Raw genomic sequence first — 15305 nt, forward strand, 5'->3', positions numbered from 1 at the left:
CGCGTCACAACAGCGCCATCCGATAAAATTTTCGATTAACTCGTCTTAAAGTTGATTCGTGAATCGTTTGTAAACAACGGAAATATCACACTTTTCCTCGAAGTCGTTAACGGACTTAGCGAACGGTGATCGTATAAGTTGCGCAACACCCGACCCGCTCGCGCCATGATCCCGGCCATCGGAACCGCAGATTCGCCGAGGCTTCGCATGACCGACTTCGCTTCGCTCCTGACCGCTCTTCGCCGCCCGCGCATCCTGATCGCCGCGGCCCGCGCCGGCCTCGCGGATTACCGGCGGGAGCGCGACCTGCGCCGGCTCAGACGGTCGGAGAAGGCCGCGCCGGAGAGCACGTTCGGCTCGCTTCTCGCCGAGGAGCGGGAGCTCGAGGCGCACCGGGCCTCGGGCGTGGCGACCTACAGTTCGCGCCGGCACATCGCCGTCCTGACCGCGCTGCTCGCGGAGGCGCGGCTCGATCCGGGCTCCGCTCCCGCCTGATCCCATGATGCATTCGAGGTGAGTCCGAAGGCGGTCCCCGTGGCCGCCTCTTGACTCTTTTTCCGGCCGGGCAGATGTTGGAACAAAACAGGAACATAAGGGATGCGAGATGGCACCGCCCTCCTCTCCGCGCACCTCTCCATGCCAGAGCGCGCCACCTGGGCCCGCGGCGATGCCGAAGGATGCGTGCCGCTTGGCGCGCCCGCGCTCGACACCGCTCTGGGGGGCGGGCTGGCGCGGGGCCGGCTGCATGAGGTCTTCGCCCGGTCTCCCGCCGACTCGGTCGCGGCCGCGGGATTCTCGGCGATGCTCGCCATCCGTGTACCGGGCGAGATCATCTGGCTCAGGCAGGCGCGCACCGCGCGGAGCGTGCCCTATCCTCCGGGCCTCGCCGAGATCGGCCTCGACCCCGCCCGGCTGGTTCTCGTCACGCTCCCCGATGTCACCGCGCTGCTGCGCGCGGCGGCGGATGCCGTGCGCTGCCCCGGCGTCGGCGTGGTGATGGTCTCGGTGGCCGGCAACCCGCGCCTCTTGGATCTCACAGCCACCCGGCGGCTCGCGCTCGCGGCGGAACGGACGGGGGCGACCGTTCTGCTTACCCGCGTGGCGGCGAAGGAGAACCCGAGCGCGGCGCGGACTCGCTGGCGCGTCGCCGCCGCGCCTTCCGCGCCGCTCGCCGGAATGGCGCCGGGGGCGCCGCTCGCTGGAATGGCGCCGGGGGCGCCGACGCTGCGGCTCGAACTGCCGCGACGCCGCGGCGGCCCGCCCGCCGGGCCCTGGGTGATGGAGTGGGATCGTGCGGAAAGATGCCTGCGCCCCTTCGGAGAAACCGCCCGCGCCGCGCGGGACGCGGCGGCGCTACCTCGCGCTCTTCCCGCCGCTGCTCGCCCCGGACCGGATACGCCGGAACGCCGGATCGCCTGAGGGGCCCTTCGCCCTCGTCGAGACCCGCCGCGGCGCGATCCGGCTCGTCGCCTGCGACGCGGGGGCGCTCTCGCTCGGCCTCGCGCCCGACATGACGCTCGCCGATGCGCGGGCGCGGGTGCCGGAACTCGCGGCGCTGCCCCATGACGCGGAGGCCGATCTGCGCTGGCTCGAAGACATCGCCGACCTCTGCGACCGCTATTCGCCGATGGTGGCGGCGGATCTCGCGCAAGGGCTCACCCTCGATATCACCGGATGCGACCATCTCTTTGGAGGAGAACGCGAAATGGCGCGCGACGCGATCGCGTGCCTGGCGGCGCTCGGCCTCGGCGTCCGGCCGGGACTCGCCGACACGCCCGAGGCGGCGCGCGCGCTCGCCCGGTTCGGCCATGGCGGGGCGCGGAGCGAAGCGGAGGCGATCCGGCGCCTACCCACCGCCGCGCTCCGCCTCGATCCGGAGGCCGAGACCGCGCTCATCCGCGCCGGGCTGCGCCGGATCGGCGATCTCGCCGACCGGCCGACCGCGCCGCTCACCGCGCGGTTCGGGGCGGAGGCGACGGCCCGGCTCGACCGGCTGCTCGGCCGGGCGAGTTCGCGCATCACGCCGCGCCGCCCACCTCCCGCGCTCAGCTTCGCCCGGAGCTTCGCCGAGCCGATCGGCCGCGTCTCCGACGCGCTCGCCGCCCTCGCGGGCCTCGCCGGCCAGGCCGAACGCGAACTCATCCGGCGCGGCCTCGGCGGCCGGACCTTCGAGGCGCGTTTCTACCGCGGCGACGGCCAGATCCGCCGCGTCGCGGTCGAGACCGGCCTGCCGACCCGCGACCCCGCGCTGGTGCTCCGCCTGATCGGCGCCCGGATCGAAGCGCTCAGCGATCCGATCGACCCGGGCTTCGGCTTCGACGCGCTCCGCCTCGACGTGCTCCGGACCGATCCGCTTCGCCCCGCGCAGATCCTCGCGGGGGAGCCCGGCGCGGCCGGGCGCGGGCGCGCGATGACGGAAACCGTGGCGGAACTCGTGGGCCAGCTCAGCGCCCGGTTCGGCGCGGAGCGGGTGCGCCGCTTCCTGCCGCGCGACAGCCATGTCCCCGAACGCGCCGCGCGGAGCCTGCCCGCGCTCGACGACGCGGGCAGGCCCGAATCCAAGCCTGAATCCAAATCCGAATCCATGCCCTGGTCGATCCCCGCCGGCTCGGACCCGCCGCTCCGCCCCTTCGAGCTTCTCGGCCGGCCCGAACCCGTCGTGGTCATCACCGAACCGCCGGACGGGATGCCCCTCCGCCTCCTCTGGCGTGGCGCGACGCATGACCTGACCCGCCGCGAGGGGCCGGAGCGGATCGCCGCCGAGTGGTGGAACGCGCCCGGGGACATCGCCGAGACCCGCGACTATTACCGCGTCGAGGATACGGAGGGCCGACGTTTCTGGATCTATCGCGCGGCGCCGCCCGACCGGAACGCGCAGCCGCGCTGGTTCCTGCACGGGTTCTTCGCATGAGCGATTTCGCCGAACTCGTCGCCGCGACCAGCTATTCCTTCCTGCGCGGCGCCTCGCATCCTTCGGAGATCGTCGCCCGCGCGCTGGCGCTCGGCCTCGCCGGGATCGGCATCGCCGACCGCAACACGGTGGCGGGCGTCGTGCGCGCGCATGTGGCGCTCCGCGACGCGCCGGAGCGGGTCCGCGCCGCGCTCGCGGCGGAGAAGCGCGCCCGCGGCCTGCCGCCCGAACTCACGCTCGAGGAGGTGCTACGCTGCGAGATCCCGCTCCGCCTCGTCACCGGCGCCCGGCTGGTCTTCTGCGACGGCACGCCCGATATCGTCGCCTATCCCGCGACCCGCCACGGCTGGGGCCGGCTCACCCGGCTGCTGACCAAGGGCAACCTGCGCGCGACCAAAGGCGGCTGCCTCCTCCATTTCGACGATCTGCTCGGCCATCTCGACGACCTGCTCCTGATCGTCCTGCCCGCGACGAGCGCCGGGATGCCGAGCCCACATGCGAAACCTCCCGACTACGACTTCGGCGAGACCGTCATCCCGCATCTCACCCCCGTCCCGGTCGAACCGCCCGAGGGCCTCGCCGATCTTGTCGCGCGCCTCGCCGCCGCGGCTCCCGATCGGGTCTGGCTCGGTGCCACAATGCCGCTCGGCGGATCGGACCAACAGCGGCTCGACGAACTGGCCCGGATCGCGGCGGAAGCGGGCGTGCCACTCATTGCCACCAACGACGCGCTCTACGCCGAGCCCGCGCATCGCCCGCTCCAGGACGTGCTCGCCTGCGTGCGTGAAGGGGTGACGCTCGCCGAAGCCGGCCGGCGGCTCGAGGCGAACGCGGAGCGGCACCTGAAACCGCCGCTCGAGATGGCGCGTCTCTTCCGCGCCAGGCCCGAGGCGGTGACGGAGACGCTGCGCTTCCTGAACCGGATCGGCTTCACCCTCGACGAGCTGCGCTACGAATACCCCGACGAGCCGGTGCCCGAGGGCTGGGACGCGGGCGACTGGCTCGAACACCTGGTGATGGAGGCCGCCCACGCGCGCTATGGCACCCCCCTGCCCGCGAAGGTCGAAGCGCTGATCGACGAGGAATTCCGGCTCATCCGCGCGCAGGCTTACGCGCATTATTTCCTGACCGTCTACGATCTCGTCCGTTTCGCCCGCGCGCAGGAACCGCCGATCCTCTGCCAGGGGCGCGGCTCGGCGGCGAATTCCATCGTCTGCTTCCTGCTCGGCGTCACCTCGGTCGATCCGATGAAACACGATCTGCTCTTCTCGCGCTTCGTCTCGGAGGAACGGCGGGAGCCGCCCGACATCGACGTCGATTTCGAGCACGAGCGGCGCGAGGAGGTGATCCAGTACATCTACCGCCGCTACGGCCGCCATCGCGCCGGCCTCGCCGCGACCGTGATCCATTACCGCTCGCGGAGCGCGATCCGCGAGACCTGCAAGGCGCTCGGGCTCAGCGAGGACATCGCTCAGCGCTTGGTGAGCACGGTCTGGGGCAGCCCCGGCGGCAGCCATCCGGGCAGCGCGCCGAAGGCGGGGCGGAACCCCGGCGGGATCTTACGGCGGATCACCGAGGCGGGCTTCTCGCTCGACAATCCCGAGATCCGCCGCTTGCGCGCGCTCCTCGCGCGGCTGCTGGGCACACCCTTTCCGCGCCATCTGTCGCAGCATGTCGGCGGCTTCGTCCTGACCCGGGGGCGGCTCGACGAGACGGTGCCGATCCACAACGCCGCGATGAAGGACCGGAGCTTCATCGAATGGGACAAGGACGATATCGCGGCCCTCGGGCTCATGAAGGTCGATGTGCTGGCGCTCGGGATGCTGACCTGTCTCCGCAAGGCCTTCGACATGATCCGCGATCAGGGCCTCGGCGATCACACGCTGACCGTCGATCTCGAATCGGATGATCCGGCGGTCTACGAGATGCTCCGGACCGGCGACAGCATCGGCGTCTTCCAGGTCGAGAGCCGGGCGCAGATCAACATGCTGCCCCGGCTGAGGCCGAAGAACCTCTACGATCTGACGGTACAGGTCGCGATCGTGCGCCCCGGCCCGATCGAGGGCGAGATGGTTCATCCCTATCTCCGCCGCCGCGCAGGGCTCGAAGACGTCGAATTCCCCTCGCCCGCGCCGCCGCATCCGCCCGACGAGTTGCGGCGCCTGCTCGGCAAGACCTATGGCGTGCCGCTCTTTCAGGAGCAGGCGATGAAGCTCGCCATCGTCGCGGCGGGATTCACGCCTTCGGAGGCGAACCAGCTTCGCCGGGCGATGGCGACCTTCAGGAACCTCGGCAATATCGAGGATTTCCGCGACAAGCTGATCGCCGGCATGGTCGGCCGCGGCTACGAGCCGGGCTTCGCCGAACGCTGCTTCCGCCAGATCGAGGGCTTCGGCAGTTACGGCTTCCCCGAGAGCCATGCGCTCTCCTTCGCCCGGCTCGTCTATGTCTCCGCCTGGATCAAGTGCCACCACCCTGGCATCTTCGCCTGCGCGCTCCTCAACTCGCAGCCGATGGGCTTCTATGCGCCGGCGCAGATCGTGCGCGACGCGCGCGAGCATGGCGTCGAGGTGCGCCCGATCGATGTGAACGCGAGCTTCTGGGACAATGCGCTGGAACCGGGCGACGACCCGCGCAATCCGGCGATCCGCCTCGGCTTCCGCCAGATGGACGGTTTCCGCGAGGACTGGGCCGAACGGCTCGCGGAGTCGCGGCGGGCCGGCACCTTCGCCGACCCCGAGGCCTTGTCGCTTCGCGCGGAACTGCCGGGCCGGGGCCTCAGGCTCCTCGCCGACGCCGACGCCTTCCGTTCGATGGGCCTCGGCCGCCGCGCCGGGCTCTGGGAGGCGCGGCGCGTACCGGAGAGCGAACTGCCGCTCTTCGCCGCCGCCTCCGCGCGCGAACTCGGGGCCGAGCCCGAGTTTCTCCTGCCCGCGATGCCGGAGGCGGAGGAGGTGGCGACCGACTACCAGACCACGCGCCTCTCGCTCCGCGCCCATCCGTTGAGCTTCCTGCGCGAGACCCTGCGCCGCGAAGGCGTGCTCAGCGCCGCCGAGATCGCCACCACCCGCGACGGCGCGCGGGTGCGCGCGGCGGGCCTCGTGCTGGTGCGCCAGCGTCCGGGCAAGGGCAATGCGATCTTCGTCACGCTCGAGGACGAGACCGGCATCGTGAACGTGCTGATCTGGGCGCGGATCTTCGAGCGGATGCGCCGCGCGGTCATGGCCTCGCGGCTGATGCGGGTCGAGGGTCGAATCCAGCGCAGCCGCGAGGGCGTCACGCATCTGATGGGGACCGGCGCGGCGGACCGATCGGCCCTGCTGTCACAACTCACCGACCTCTCCGGGGCGCCCCCGCCCCGGGCAGGTCACCCGAGGAATCATCGATCATTCCTCAAGTCCCGTGACTTCCATTAGACTTTTGAGATCGATCCTTCGGTTACTCTATTCTTTCGTTCCAGAGTAAAAGAAAAAATCAGGCGTGTCCGATGACACGCCTGATAAGGTGGGCACCAGGAAAGACGGACGTCAGCCGATCCGGAGCACAAGGGTGGAAACCCTGATCTCAGCACAAATCGGTACGATATACGGTGGAAATCGCAGAAAAGGGCGTGGTTGACGCGGGGCAGAACCCGCTTTCAGCGCGGCCTCGTCGACGCTCTCCTCGGCGCCGTAGCGAGCCCATTTGCCCGGATCACAGAACTCCTTCGAACTGTCGTCGTGCCTCCCTGTAACGAACATGTAATGGAGTTTCGTCCGCCGCAATCGTCCTCGGCGGGCTCCGCCGATGAAGCCGCCCGACTGTGGCATCCTTGCACCGCTCATCCGGGAGCCCACGCCGCGAAAATCGCGCCCGACACCGGCCGCGGCGCGGAAGCACATTTCCCGGCCTCACGAGTCGTGCGACAACCTTTCCGAATATCCCCCGCCGGAGCTTCCATGGCCGAGCCCGAACCCGAGATCGAGATCTCGCCCGTCACGAACACGGCTCGCGAAGACAGGCGACCGGCGGACCTCCGTTTTCAGCCGTACCGGCTGGCGCGATTGCTGCTCCTGATCGCATCGATTCTCGTCAGCCTGTGGATCCTCGCCACGCTCGTCCGGCTGGTTACCGGGCTCTGACTGACCGCGAACGCGCCACCGCGGCCGAGACGCGCCGGGCCCGCCGCGCGACCGAGGATCATGTTCCGCGCGCAAGCATTGGCGGCGCGTCCCCTGCTACTGAAGAAACAGATCGCGGTTCGCCCGGATCTCCTCGACCAGAAAATCCGAACAGTAGCGGATGCGGGCGAGGTCGCGGATGTCGGCGTGGACGATCAGCCAGAAGGCGCGGGTGATCCGGACCTGATCGGCCAGGACATGCCTCAGCCGCGGCTCGCGCGCGGCCATGAACCGGGGCAGGACGCAGAGGCCGGCGTTGGCGAGCGTCATGTTGAACTGCGCCACGAGATTCGAACTGGCGATCCATGGGTCGGTATCCTTCGAGACCAGCGGCAGATAGTCGAGCTGCTCGGCGTAGATCAGATCCGGGATATAGCCGACGAACCTATGCTCGCGCAGATCGCGGGAGGTGATCGGCTCGCCGTGCTTCGCCAGATAGCCTTTCGCGCCGTAGAGGCAGAGGTCGTAATCCGTCAGCTTGCGCGCGTAGAGCCGGCCTGCCTCGGGGCGCTCCAGCCCGATCGCGAGGTCGGCCTCGCGCTTGGTGAGGTTGAAGAGCCGCGGCATCGTTACAAGCTCGAGCAGCAGTTCCGGATGCGGCGCGCTCATCACCGGCAGCCGGGGCGCGAGGAAGCTGGTGCCGAACCCGTCCGTGGCGCCGATCCGGACCGAGCCTGCGATCCGCGAGCTCGACCCCGAGATCTCCTGCGACGCCCGAAGCGCCAGCGTCTCGATCTCCTGCGCCGTCCGCAGGAATTTCTCGCCCTGCGGCGTCAGACGATAGCCGCTGACGCTGCGCTCGAAGAGCTGCGTTCCGAGGTCTTCCTCCAGGCTCTTGATCCGGCGGCTCAGCGTCGTGTGATCGATCCCGAGCCTGCGGGCCGCGGTGGTGAGCCGCCCCGCGCGAGCGATGGCGAGGAAGGATACCATCGCGCCCCAATCATATTTGGCCATATGGGAATCCGTGCAAGGGTATAGCGCAACCTTACCGATTTACGTGCGTCGCTCAACATATCATTCTCCCCCCAGACAACGAGACAGATCGACCGGAGTGAACGTACCGATGACCAAGGAACTCACCCACTTCATCGACGGCGAGGCCGTCACCGGCGGCTCCGGACGGTTCGCCGACGTGTTCGACCCCAACACCGGCGAGGTTCAGGCCCGCGCCCCCCTCGCCTCCCGCGAGGAAGTCACCCGCGCCATCGACGGCGCCGAACGCGCGCAGCCGGGCTGGGCGGCGCAGAACCCGCAGAAGCGCGCCCGCGTGCTGATGAAGTTCGTCGATCTCGTGAACCGCGAGATGGACTCGCTCGCCCGGATGCTTTCCGCCGAGCATGGCAAGACCATCGCCGATGCGAAGGGCGACATCCAGCGCGGGCTCGAAGTGGTCGAATTCGCGATCGGCATCCCGCATCTCCTGAAGGGCGAATACACCGACAGCGCCGGTCCCGGCATCGACGTCTATTCCATGCGCCAGCCGCTCGGCGTGGTCGCGGGGATCACGCCCTTCAACTTCCCGGCGATGATCCCGCTCTGGAAGGCGGCGCCGGCGATCGCCTGCGGCAACGCCTTCGTGCTGAAGCCGTCGGAGCGCGATCCCTCGGTTCCGCTGCGGCTCGCCGAGCTTTTCATGGAAGCGGGCCTGCCGGCCGGGATCTTCAACGTGGTGAACGGCGACAAGGAGGCGGTGGACACGCTCATCGACGACCCGCGCGTCAAGGCGCTCGGGTTCGTCGGATCGAGCGACATCGCCCAGTACATCTACGAAGGCGCCGCCCGGCACGGCAAGCGCGCGCAGTGTTTCGGCGGTGCGAAGAACCACATGATCATCATGCCGGACGCCGACCTCGACCAGGTGACCGACGCGCTCGTCGGCGCGGGCTTCGGATCGGCGGGGGAACGCTGCATGGCGATCTCGGTCGCGGTCCCGGTCGGCGAGGGCACGGCGGACGCGGTGATCGAGCGGCTCGTGCCGAAGGTCGAGGCGCTGAAGGTCGGCATCTCCACCGACGAGAGCGCGGACTACGGCCCCCTCGTGACCCGGGCGGCGCTGGAACGCGTGCGCGGCTACATCGACATCGGCAAGTCGGAGGGCGCCGAGCTTCTCGTCGATGGCCGCGACTTCCGCCTCCAGGGCCATGAGAACGGCTTCTTCATGGGCCCCTGCCTCTTCGACCGGGTGACCCCCGACATGCGGATCTACAAGGAGGAGATCTTCGGACCCGTCCTCTCGGTCGTCCGCGCCAATTCCTACGAGGAAGCGGTCGGGCTCGCGAGCAACCACGAATACGGCAACGGGGTCGCGATCTACACCCGCGACGGCGACGCCGCCCGTGACTTCGTCTCGAAGGTCAATGTCGGCATGGTTGGGGTGAACGTGCCGATCCCGGTTCCGATCGCCTACCACACCTTCGGCGGCTGGAAGCGGTCCGGATTCGGTGACCTGAACCAGCATGGACCCGACTCGATCCGGTTCTACACCAAGACCAAGACGGTCACGTCGCGCTGGCCGTCCGGCGTGAAGGACGGAGCGAGCTTCGTCATCCCGACGATGAACTGACCCCGAAACTGATCCCTGCCAGGCAATTCAAAGAAGAACGGGAGGACTACGAATGCGGTACAAGGACTTGCATCGAGAAGGACACGCCCGGCCTCAGCTTCGGTCCGAACGAGAAGAAGATGGGCTGGAACGCGCAGCCGACCCGGCAGGTCATCCTCGAGGATGCCCGCATCCCGAAGGAGAACCTGCTCGGCGAGGTCGGCCAGGGGTTCAAGATCGCGATGGCGGGGCTCAATGGCGGCCGGCTCAACATCGGCGCCTGCTCGCTCGGCGGCGGACAGGGCGCGCTCGACCAGACGCTCACCTACATGAGCGAGCGCCAGGCCTTCGGCAAGAAGCTCTCGGACTTCCAGGCGCTGCAGTTCCGCCTCGCCGACATGGCGACCGAGCTCGAAGCGGCCCGCGGCCTGCTCTGGCGCGCCGCCGCCGCGCTCGACGCGAAGAAGCCCGAGGCGACGCGGCTCTGCGCGATGGCCAAGCGCTTCGCGACCGACGCGGGCTTCAACGCCGCGAACGAGGCGCTGCAGCTTCATGGCGGCTACGGCTATCTCGCGGAGTACGGGGTCGAGAAGATCGTGCGCGATCTCCGCGTGCACCAGATCCTCGAAGGCACCAACGAGATCATGCGCCTCATCATCGGCCGCGACCTGGTTCGCGACTGAGCAGGCCGGAGGTACGGAGTGAAGAAGATGATCGCATTCATCGGATTGGGGAACATGGGCCTGCCCATGGCGGAGAACCTCGTCAGGGCCGGCAACGAGGTCGTGGGCTTCGACGTGACGCCCGAGGCGCTGGAGCGCGCCGAGGCGCAGGGGGTGAAGGCGACCTCCGCGCTCGAAGAGGCGGTGGGCGGCGCCGAGGTCGTCGTCACCATGCTGCCGAGCGGCAAGCATCTCGTCTCGGTCTATGAACAGATCCTCGATCATGTGGCGGAAGGCGCGCTCCTGATCGACTGTTCCACCGTCGACGTGGCCTCCTCGCGGAAGGGCCACGAGATGGGGGCCGCCAAGGGTCTCGCGACCGTCGACGCCCCGGTCTCGGGCGGGGTGAGCGGGGCCGCGGCCGGAACGCTGACCTTCATGGCCGGCGGCGCGGCGGCGGCGATCGAACGGGCGCGGCCGCTGCTTGAGGTCATGGGCAGCCGGGTCGTGGTCTGCGGAGACCCGGGCGCGGGACAGGCGGCGAAGGCCTGCAACAACATGGTGCTCGGCATCGCGATGATCGCGACCGGCGAGGCCTTCGTCCTCGCGGAGCGGCTCGGCCTGTCGCATCAGGCGCTCTTCGACGTGCTTTCGACCTCCTCGGGCCAGAGCTGGGCGCTGACCAACCACTGCCCGGTGCCGGGGCCGGTCCCGACGAGCGCGGCGAACCACGACTACAAGCCCGGCTTCGCGGCGGCGCTGATGCTGAAGGATCTCGGCCTCGCGCGCGACGCGGCCGCCTCGGTCGGAGCCGACACCCGGCTCGGCCAGGCCGCGGTCAAGCTCTACGAGGAATTCGTCGAGAACGATCCGAAGGGGCTCGACTATTCCGCCGTCATCGATCTCGTCCGCCAGCATTCGGAGGCCCGGTCATGAGCGCATCCGCGTTCGATACTGAGTTCGAGACCATTCTCGTGACCCGCGAGGACCGTGTCGCTCTCGTCACGCTGAACCGTCCCAAGGCGCTCAACGCGCTCAACACCCGGGTCATGGAGGATGTGACTGGCGCGCTCGGCCTGCTCGACGCGGATGACGGGATCGGCTGCGTCGTCATCACCGGCTCGGAGAAGGCCTTCGCGGCCGGGGCCGATATCCGCGAGATGTCGGACAAGAGCTATTCCGAGATGGTCGCCTCCGACTATTTCGCCGGCTGGGAGGCGATGACCCGCGTCCGCAAGCCGATCATCGCGGCGGTGGCCGGCTTCGCCCTCGGCGGCGGCTGCGAGCTTGCGATGATGAGCGACATCATCATCGCCGCCGATACCGCGAAATTCGGGCTGCCGGAAGTGAAGCTCGGCGTCATCCCCGGCATCGGCGGATCGCAGCGGCTGACGCGCGCCATCGGCAAGGCGCGGGCGATGGAGCTCTGCCTGACCGGCCGCATGATCGACGCGGCCGAGGCGGATCGCGCCGGGCTCGTCGCGCGGGTGGTCCCGGCGCGGGATCTGATGACCGATGCGATGGCAACCGCCGCCACGATCGCCTCGATGTCGCTGCCGTCGCTGCGGCTCATCAAGGAGGCGATCAACCGGTCCGAGGAAATCTCGCTCGCCGAAGGCGTGCGCTATGAGCGGCGGGCGTTCCACGGGCTCTTCGGATCGCATGACCAGATCGAGGGCATGAAGGCCTTCCTCGAGAAGCGCCCCCCGGATTTCGCGCACCGGTGACCGTCATGAGCCCGAAAGACACCGCCTTCCCCGGCACACCCGATTTCACCCGCGAACCGGACCGGTTCGGCGAGATCGGCTGCCGGTCGGATCACGGACCCCATCGCATGGTCTACGCCGACTGGGGCCCGCTCGACGCGGAAACGGTGGTCGTCTGTGTCCACGGGCTCACGCGGCAGGGGCGCGACTTCGATCCGGTCGCGGCCGCGCTCGCGGACGAAGGTGTCCGGGTGATCTGCCCGGATCTTCCGGGACGCGGACGGAGCGAGCCTCTGCCCAATATTCTCGACGACAATCTCGCGCGGTACCGCGACGACCTGCTGCGCCTGCTGGCCGAACTCGGCGACCGGCCGGTTCACTGGATCGGCACCTCGCTCGGCGGGTTGCTCGGAATGATGCTCGCCGCATCGGGAGCGCCGATCTCGCGGCTGGTGGTCAATGACATCGGTCCCGAAGTTCCGACCGCCGCGTCGACGCGGGTGATCTTCAAGCTCATCCAGGCGCCCACTTCCTTCGCCTCCTTCGCGGCGGCGGAGAACTTCTTCCGGACCAAGTTCGCCGCCTACGGAGAACTCAGCGACGCGCACTGGCGGCACATCACCCGCCACAGCACATCCGAGCAGCCGAACGGCCGGTACCGGTGGCTGTTCGATCCCCGGATCGGCTTCGGCTTCCACATGGCGCGGAGCCCGCGGCTCGATCTCTGGGCGGAATGGCGGAGCATCGCCGCCCCGATCCTGATCCTCAGAGGCGTCCAGTCCGACTTCCTGAGCGCCGGCCTCGCGCGCGAGATGCTCGACACCAACCGGGGTGCCCGGCTCCACGAGGTCGAAGGCGTCGGCCACATGCCGATGCTCGCGACCGCCACCGAGATCCGGACCATCCTCGACTTTCTCTTGAGACCTTGAAGGAGGAGCACGTGACCAAGAAGAGCAACGCCCCCTTCCCCTGGTTCGACCCGCTCGCGGTCGGGCGCCAATGGGGCGAGATCGCGGCCAAGAGCCAGAAGGTGCTGGCCGGTTCGGCCACCGGCCTCGAACAGGCGCGAACCGTGGTCCCCGATTCGGCGGTTCAGGCCTGGGGCCGGTTCTGGCAGGACGTGGCGCTCAACCCGGCGCGCCTCGCCATGCCGAACCTCGGCGACGCCTCCGCCCGGGCGAACCCGCGCGACCGGCGCTTCAAGCACGAGGCCTGGGAGCAGCAGCCCGGTTTCAAGGCGCTCCGCGACAGCTATCTGATCGGCTCGGACTGGCTCCGCCATCTCGTCGAAGGCGCGGAGAACCTCTCGCCGGCCGACCGCAAGCGCGTCAACTTCTACGCGGAACAGCTGATCGACGCGATGGCGCCGACGAACTTCTGGGCGACCAACCCGGAGGTGCTGGCGAAAGTCTCCGAGACCGGCGGGATCAACCTGCTGGAAGGCTTCTCGAACTTCCTCGACGATGTCGCCGCCGGCGCGGGCCATGTGCGGCGGGCGGACCCGGAGGCCTTCAGGTTCGGCGTCGACATCGCCGCGGCCAAGGGCTCGGTCATCCTGCGTACCGATCTGATGGAGCTCATCCAGTTCGAACCGACCACGCCGAAGGTCGATCAGGTGCCGCTCCTGATCGTGCCGCCCTGGGTCAACAAATACTACCTCTTCGATCTGAAGAAGAAGTCGAGCTTCATCCAGTGGGCGGTCGACCAGGGCCTCACCGTCTTCACGATCTCCTGGGTCAATCCCGACGAGCGCCACGCCGAGAAGGATTTCGAGGACTACTACGCCGAAGGCTTCAAGGCCGCCGTCGACGCGATCCTGGAGACGACGGGCGAATCCCGCGTCAACGTCTTCAGCTACTGCCTCGGCGGCACGCTGACCGCGACCAGCCTCGCCTGCATGGCCGCCGAGAAGGACGACCGCGTGGCCTCGGCGACGCTTGTCGCGGCGATGACGGATTTCACGGATTTCGGTGATTTCGAGGTCTTCGTCGATCCCGACCAGATCGAGAGCCTGAGAAGTGCGACGCGCGAGAAGGGCCATGTCACAAGCGGCGATCTCTCCCTACTCTTCAGCCTGCTCCGGGCCAACGACCTGATCTGGTCCTCGGTCGTCAGCCGCTACCTCCTCGCCGAGGACAGGTTGGCCTCGGACATGCTCTACTGGTTCTCCGACGGGATCGGCATGCCGGCGAAGATGCTCGACACCTTCATGCGGCGGATCATGCTCGAGAACGTGCTGGCCAGCCCGGGCGCGCTCTCGTTCCACGGCACGCCGATCGACCTCGCCAAGGTCAGGACGCCGCTCTGCTTCGTGTCGATGAAGGACGACCATGTCGCGGGCTGGGAGGCGACCTACCGGGGCGCTGCCAGGTTCAGGACCGAGAAGCGCTTCATCCTCGGCGGCTCCGGACACAATGCCGGAACGATCAACCCGCCCGCCGCCGGCCGCCACGGCTACTGGCTGAACGACGACTTCCCCGCCGAGCCGGAGGCCTGGCTCGCCGCCGCCGAGAAACACGAGGGATCGTGGTGGACCGAATGGCGGAACTGGCTCGGACGCCACGGCGGCGAGCAGGTACCGGCGCGGCCGGTCGAGGATGGCAAGCTGCCGGTCCTCGAAGCGGCGCCGGGAAGCTACGCCCGCCAGGGCCACTGACCACCGAATAGCAGCGGAACCGGCGCTCCCGAGAGCGAGCGCCGGAGAGCCGAAACGCGACCCGCGCCCGAACCCGGGCCTTGCGGGGCGGGGAAGCGCGCGCCTGCGCTCCTGCGATGAATATTACATAATATCAACAAGATAATCCAACGGAGGATACCGTGCAGACCATCGATGTTCACAAGGTCGCGGATTCGTCGCGATTCAACAAGTTTCACGGCCTCATCCTGTTCTGGGGCGTCCTGATCCTCATCATCGACGGCTATGATCTCGCCATCGTCGGCGCGGCGCTCCCCTCGATCATGGAAGAGATGGGCGTCGATGCCACCCAGGCGGGGTTCATGGCGAGCTCGGCGCTCTTCGGCATGATGGTCGGCGCGATGCTGCTCGGCACGATCGCCGACCGCGTCGGACGGCGGCTCGCGATCTGCATCTCCGTCGTGCTGTTCAGCGTCTTCACCGCCGCCGCGGGGCTCGCGAGCGACCCGATCACCTTCAGCGTGCTGCGCTTCATCGCGGGCCTCGGGATCGGCGGCGTGCTTCCGATCATGACCGCTGAATTGGCCCCCGTTTCGACCGGACACTTGAGCACAGCCATGGAGGCTTAGGCATATGCCTGAGCACGTGCTTATGTCTGAGATAGAGATCATCACTGATGGCGGCCGTCG

The 15305-nt window shown here is 68.6% G+C and carries 11 protein-coding genes and 1 pseudogene; 11 read left to right on the forward strand and 1 reads right to left on the reverse strand.

What is annotated here, in order from left to right; translation table 11 throughout:
• Positions 1–207: 207 nt before the first annotated feature.
• The 4 genes from ACLJK8_RS16685 to ACLJK8_RS16700 all read left to right on the forward strand — a co-directional run bounded on the left by ACLJK8_RS16685 (position 208) and on the right by ACLJK8_RS16700 (position 7032).
• Positions 208–495, forward strand: a complete 288-nt coding sequence (locus ACLJK8_RS16685; RefSeq protein WP_413151479.1) for a DUF6477 family protein — start codon at positions 208–210, stop codon at positions 493–495.
• A 796-nt stretch (positions 496–1291) separates the two neighbouring features.
• On the forward strand, positions 1292–2911 hold the full coding sequence (locus ACLJK8_RS16690) for a Y-family DNA polymerase (protein WP_413151480.1): 1620 nt from the start codon (positions 1292–1294) through the stop codon (positions 2909–2911).
• Positions 2908–6327, forward strand: coding sequence for an error-prone DNA polymerase (locus tag ACLJK8_RS16695; RefSeq protein WP_413151481.1), 3420 nt, complete (start codon positions 2908–2910; stop codon positions 6325–6327). Before ACLJK8_RS16690 ends, ACLJK8_RS16695 begins: the two co-directional genes overlap by 4 nt.
• A gap of 522 nt (positions 6328–6849) precedes the next feature.
• Entirely contained in the window at positions 6850–7032 is a 183-nt protein-coding gene (locus tag ACLJK8_RS16700; protein WP_413151482.1) for a hypothetical protein, read from the forward strand.
• 96 nt (positions 7033–7128) lie between these two features.
• Here the strand turns inward: ACLJK8_RS16700 and ACLJK8_RS16705 are convergent, their stop codons facing one another.
• Positions 7129–8025 (reverse strand): LysR family transcriptional regulator, encoded by an 897-nt coding sequence (locus ACLJK8_RS16705; RefSeq protein WP_413151483.1) that lies wholly within the window; start codon positions 8023–8025, stop codon positions 7129–7131.
• Between the two features lie 109 nt (positions 8026–8134).
• On the opposite strand from ACLJK8_RS16705, the gene ACLJK8_RS16710 reads away from it, so the two are divergent.
• The 7 genes and pseudogenes from ACLJK8_RS16710 to ACLJK8_RS16740 all read left to right on the forward strand — a co-directional run bounded on the left by ACLJK8_RS16710 (position 8135) and on the right by ACLJK8_RS16740 (position 15245).
• Positions 8135–9634 carry a CoA-acylating methylmalonate-semialdehyde dehydrogenase gene (locus tag ACLJK8_RS16710; RefSeq protein ID WP_413151484.1) on the forward strand — a complete coding sequence of 500 codons (1500 nt, stop codon included), beginning with the start codon at positions 8135–8137 and terminating at the stop codon, positions 9632–9634.
• Between the two features lie 71 nt (positions 9635–9705).
• Positions 9706–10296: pseudogene (locus ACLJK8_RS16715) on the forward strand (acyl-CoA dehydrogenase family protein); the annotation flags it as partial.
• Positions 10297–10323: 27 nt separating this feature from the next.
• Positions 10324–11211, forward strand: a complete 888-nt coding sequence (mmsB, locus tag ACLJK8_RS16720; protein ID WP_413151485.1) for a 3-hydroxyisobutyrate dehydrogenase — start codon at positions 10324–10326, stop codon at positions 11209–11211.
• Positions 11208–12002: an enoyl-CoA hydratase gene (locus ACLJK8_RS16725; protein WP_413151486.1), complete on the forward strand. Its 795-nt coding sequence runs from the start codon at positions 11208–11210 to the stop codon at positions 12000–12002. The genes mmsB and ACLJK8_RS16725 overlap by 4 nt, the downstream gene beginning before the upstream one ends.
• A 5-nt stretch (positions 12003–12007) precedes the next feature.
• Positions 12008–12910 carry an alpha/beta fold hydrolase gene (locus ACLJK8_RS16730; protein ID WP_413151487.1) on the forward strand — a complete coding sequence of 301 codons (903 nt, stop codon included), beginning with the start codon at positions 12008–12010 and terminating at the stop codon, positions 12908–12910.
• 11 nt (positions 12911–12921) lie between these two features.
• Entirely contained in the window at positions 12922–14637 is a 1716-nt protein-coding gene (locus tag ACLJK8_RS16735; protein ID WP_413151488.1) for a PHA/PHB synthase family protein, read from the forward strand.
• A gap of 161 nt (positions 14638–14798) precedes the next feature.
• Entirely contained in the window at positions 14799–15245 is a 447-nt protein-coding gene (locus tag ACLJK8_RS16740) for an MFS transporter (RefSeq protein ID WP_413151489.1), read from the forward strand.
• Positions 15246–15305: the final 60 nt, after the last annotated feature.

It is taken from the genome of Amaricoccus sp. W119, assembly GCF_047275745.1.
Taxonomy (GTDB): Bacteria; Pseudomonadota; Alphaproteobacteria; order Rhodobacterales; family Rhodobacteraceae; genus Amaricoccus.